Below are 2,434 nucleotides of genomic sequence, written 5' to 3'. Positions count from 1 at the left end.
GAAACACCCATCCTTACCCCAGTGAACGCTTTTACGTCAGACACCCAAGGTAGGAGCCTTGTGCGGTAGTTCCGCTCGCAGGGATCTGTGCGGGGGGCAGGAGGCGACTCCTGTCCCTACCGCGACCAAAATTCCAAACTGCCACCCTTGGTTTTCCCACTGGCAATTGTCGCCAGGATTCTCTCTCAGAGGACAGGAAAACCAATGCCGATGCTCAATGCCATTGTGTTGTCGTTACATAGTCGTCTCATACGTTGCGCGCTGATACTACTGCCCCTGGTGCTCGGCAGAGCGCGTGCGGAAACTGGCCTGCCGGAGGGAACGCTTGGCTGGTGGTATTACAGTGGAGTGCTCAGTGAAGCTCATTATGCGCCCGACCCGGTCACTGCCTGTCAAAAAGGGGCGTGGCACCACGCGCGCGAGCCGCTTGTCGCGATGCGGCCTTACAAAGACCGCCGCGACGCATTTGAATGCGCCTATAGGTGGGGCCCCCCAAAGGGCACCATTGCCTATCTTGGGGACGCCATCCTGAACTGCAAGCCGGGATATCGATCTTATGCGCAGGGCGTTTTCCGCAAAGAAAGGCCAGAAGTTCCTGCGCCTTTGAAATGCGGAGAGGCAGCTGGAAACCCGGTTCAGTTTGCCAGCGGCGCCAAAATACAGCATGAAACCGATCTCGGCGGGAACGGCAATGACTTGCTGCGCGTCCGCCGTACCTACCGCAGCGTGCGCGAAAACGGACTCGGGTAATCAGCCGGCATGGGCTGGTCGTTTTCCTTCGAGCGGGCGTTTTTTGCACCACCTTCATTGCTTGGCAACATCAGGCCGCGAATCATTGGCGCACTCAGCGACGGCAGCTATGTTGAATTCCGGCGGCAGAACGACGGCTGATACAAGTCGAGCTATGACAAGGGCACGACTCTGGAAGTGCAAGGCCCCGATGACACTGTCTGGCTTCTGGCAACGCCGGACGGCACGGTCGAACGTTTCCTCCGGGATGGTGACAACTTCAGGCTCAGCAGCATTCATGCGCGCACCGGCGCGGCGGTGCATTACACCTACGACGCCAACAACCAGCTCAGCAAGATTGTCGATACCAGCGGTCGCACCCTGACGATTACGTGGGAAGGCGGCGTCATCGCGTCGATCTCCAATGCCACCGGCAGCGTGCGCTACGAATACGAGCATGCCGCCGTACCCGGCTATGCTCCCATTGAAGGCATGGACCGCCTGGTCGTCCAAATACTGCGCGCACGACGATTCTGAGTCAGATAAATTACCAACCGTTCGGCGCTGTGCGCTTATGGTTATGGGGCAATCACAGCGCCGCCAGTCCCAATCAATACGAGCGCCAGTTCGACTTGGAAAATCGTATTGTCAGTTACCCACTGGGCAACGTGAAGGCGGGAGGATCGGTGCGCACGCTCAGTTACGATGCCGCTGGACGGATCGTGGCAAGCACGCATGCGGGGAACGCCACGTCAAGCAGGCTGGACCAACGCTACAGCTACGATGGGCGTGATCGCCTCATCAGCTTTACCAGCGCTACTGCCATCCAGCGCTTTGAATACGACGCCAATGGCAATCGGACCAAAGTTATTCTCGGAACCAATAGCTACCTCAACACGCTCGATCTGAACAGCAACCGGCTCGCCGCCACTTCCGGACCGGTGCTAGCGAAACGCAATATGTACGACGCCACGGGCAACCTCATCAGCGACGGAACGATACGCTACGGCTACGGCAACAACGGACGCTTGAGCAGCACCACAGGCGTCAGTGGCGCGTCCACGCAGTACCGCTACAACGGAGTCGGCCAGCGGGCCATGAAGTCTGATGCAACTGGTGCGTCGACTTACTTTGTCTACGACGAGGCCGGCCGCATGGTAGGCGAGTACGACAGCGCAGGCACGCCGATACAGGAAACGATTTACCTGGAGGGGATGCCAGTCGCCGTGATCCAACCACGCGCGCCGGGCGCGAGAGAGAATGCGTACTATATCTACGCAGACCATTTGGGAGCGCCGCGAGTGATCACACGCGCCAGCGACAACAAGATGGTGTGGCGCTGGGATGGCGCAAACCCGTTTGGCGAGGACCATGCCTGATGAAAACCCGAACCGCCTCGGAAACTTCACCTTCAACCTTCGCTTTCCGGGACAGTATTATGATAGGGAAACAAATCTACATTACAACTACTACAGGGATTATGACCCACAGACCGGCCGCTATGTGCAGAGTGATCCGATTGGGCTTGACGGCAGCATCAATACCTACTCTTATACTGACGGAAATCCTATCTCATTAAGAGCCTCTTGCAAAACTAGCGGAACGGATGAAAATTGCTTGGCAGCGCAAGCGAAAAGGTGGGGGTGGGCGCCCATTTCTGGCATGATTTAGTTTCTAACGCTTAATCAAAACGCCCACACCATGA

Annotated in this window: 4 protein-coding genes; all 4 read left to right on the top strand. The window is 57.4% G+C overall.

The annotated features are described in order from the left end of the window. The first annotated feature begins 204 nt into the window (after positions 1-204). The 4 genes from F2P44_RS34060 to F2P44_RS34045 all read left to right on the top strand — a co-directional run bounded on the left by F2P44_RS34060 (position 205) and on the right by F2P44_RS34045 (position 2,400). Positions 205-750 carry a DUF6531 domain-containing protein gene (locus tag F2P44_RS34060; protein WP_167094482.1) on the top strand — a complete coding sequence of 182 codons (546 nt, stop codon included), beginning with the start codon at positions 205-207 and terminating at the stop codon, positions 748-750. A gap of 177 nt (positions 751-927) precedes the next feature. Further along, positions 928-1,266 carry a hypothetical protein gene (locus F2P44_RS34055; RefSeq protein WP_167094480.1) on the top strand — a complete coding sequence of 113 codons (339 nt, stop codon included), beginning with the start codon at positions 928-930 and terminating at the stop codon, positions 1,264-1,266. Positions 1,267-1,361: 95 nt separating this feature from the next. Next, positions 1,362-2,108 (top strand): RHS repeat protein, encoded by a 747-nt coding sequence (locus F2P44_RS34050; protein ID WP_167094478.1) that lies wholly within the window; start codon positions 1,362-1,364, stop codon positions 2,106-2,108. After that, positions 2,101-2,400, top strand: coding sequence for an RHS repeat-associated core domain-containing protein (locus F2P44_RS34045; protein WP_187363519.1), 300 nt, complete (start codon positions 2,101-2,103; stop codon positions 2,398-2,400). Before F2P44_RS34050 ends, F2P44_RS34045 begins: the two co-directional genes overlap by 8 nt. Positions 2,401-2,434: the final 34 nt, after the last annotated feature.

It is taken from the genome of Massilia frigida, from assembly GCF_011682175.1.
GTDB lineage: Bacteria > Pseudomonadota > Gammaproteobacteria > Burkholderiales > Burkholderiaceae_D > Telluria_A > Telluria_A frigida.
Note: the sequence above shows the minus strand (reverse complement) of the source record. Positions and strands in the feature narration are given on the sequence as shown.

Excerpts from the sequence above, each read along its gene's own strand:
- F2P44_RS34045 (WP_187363519.1), top strand. The coding sequence starts at position 2,101 with ATGCCTGATGAAAACCCGAACCGCCTCGGAAACTTCACCTTCAACCTT.
- F2P44_RS34060 (WP_167094482.1), top strand. The coding sequence starts at position 205 with ATGCCGATGCTCAATGCCATTGTGTTGTCGTTACATAGTCGTCTCATA.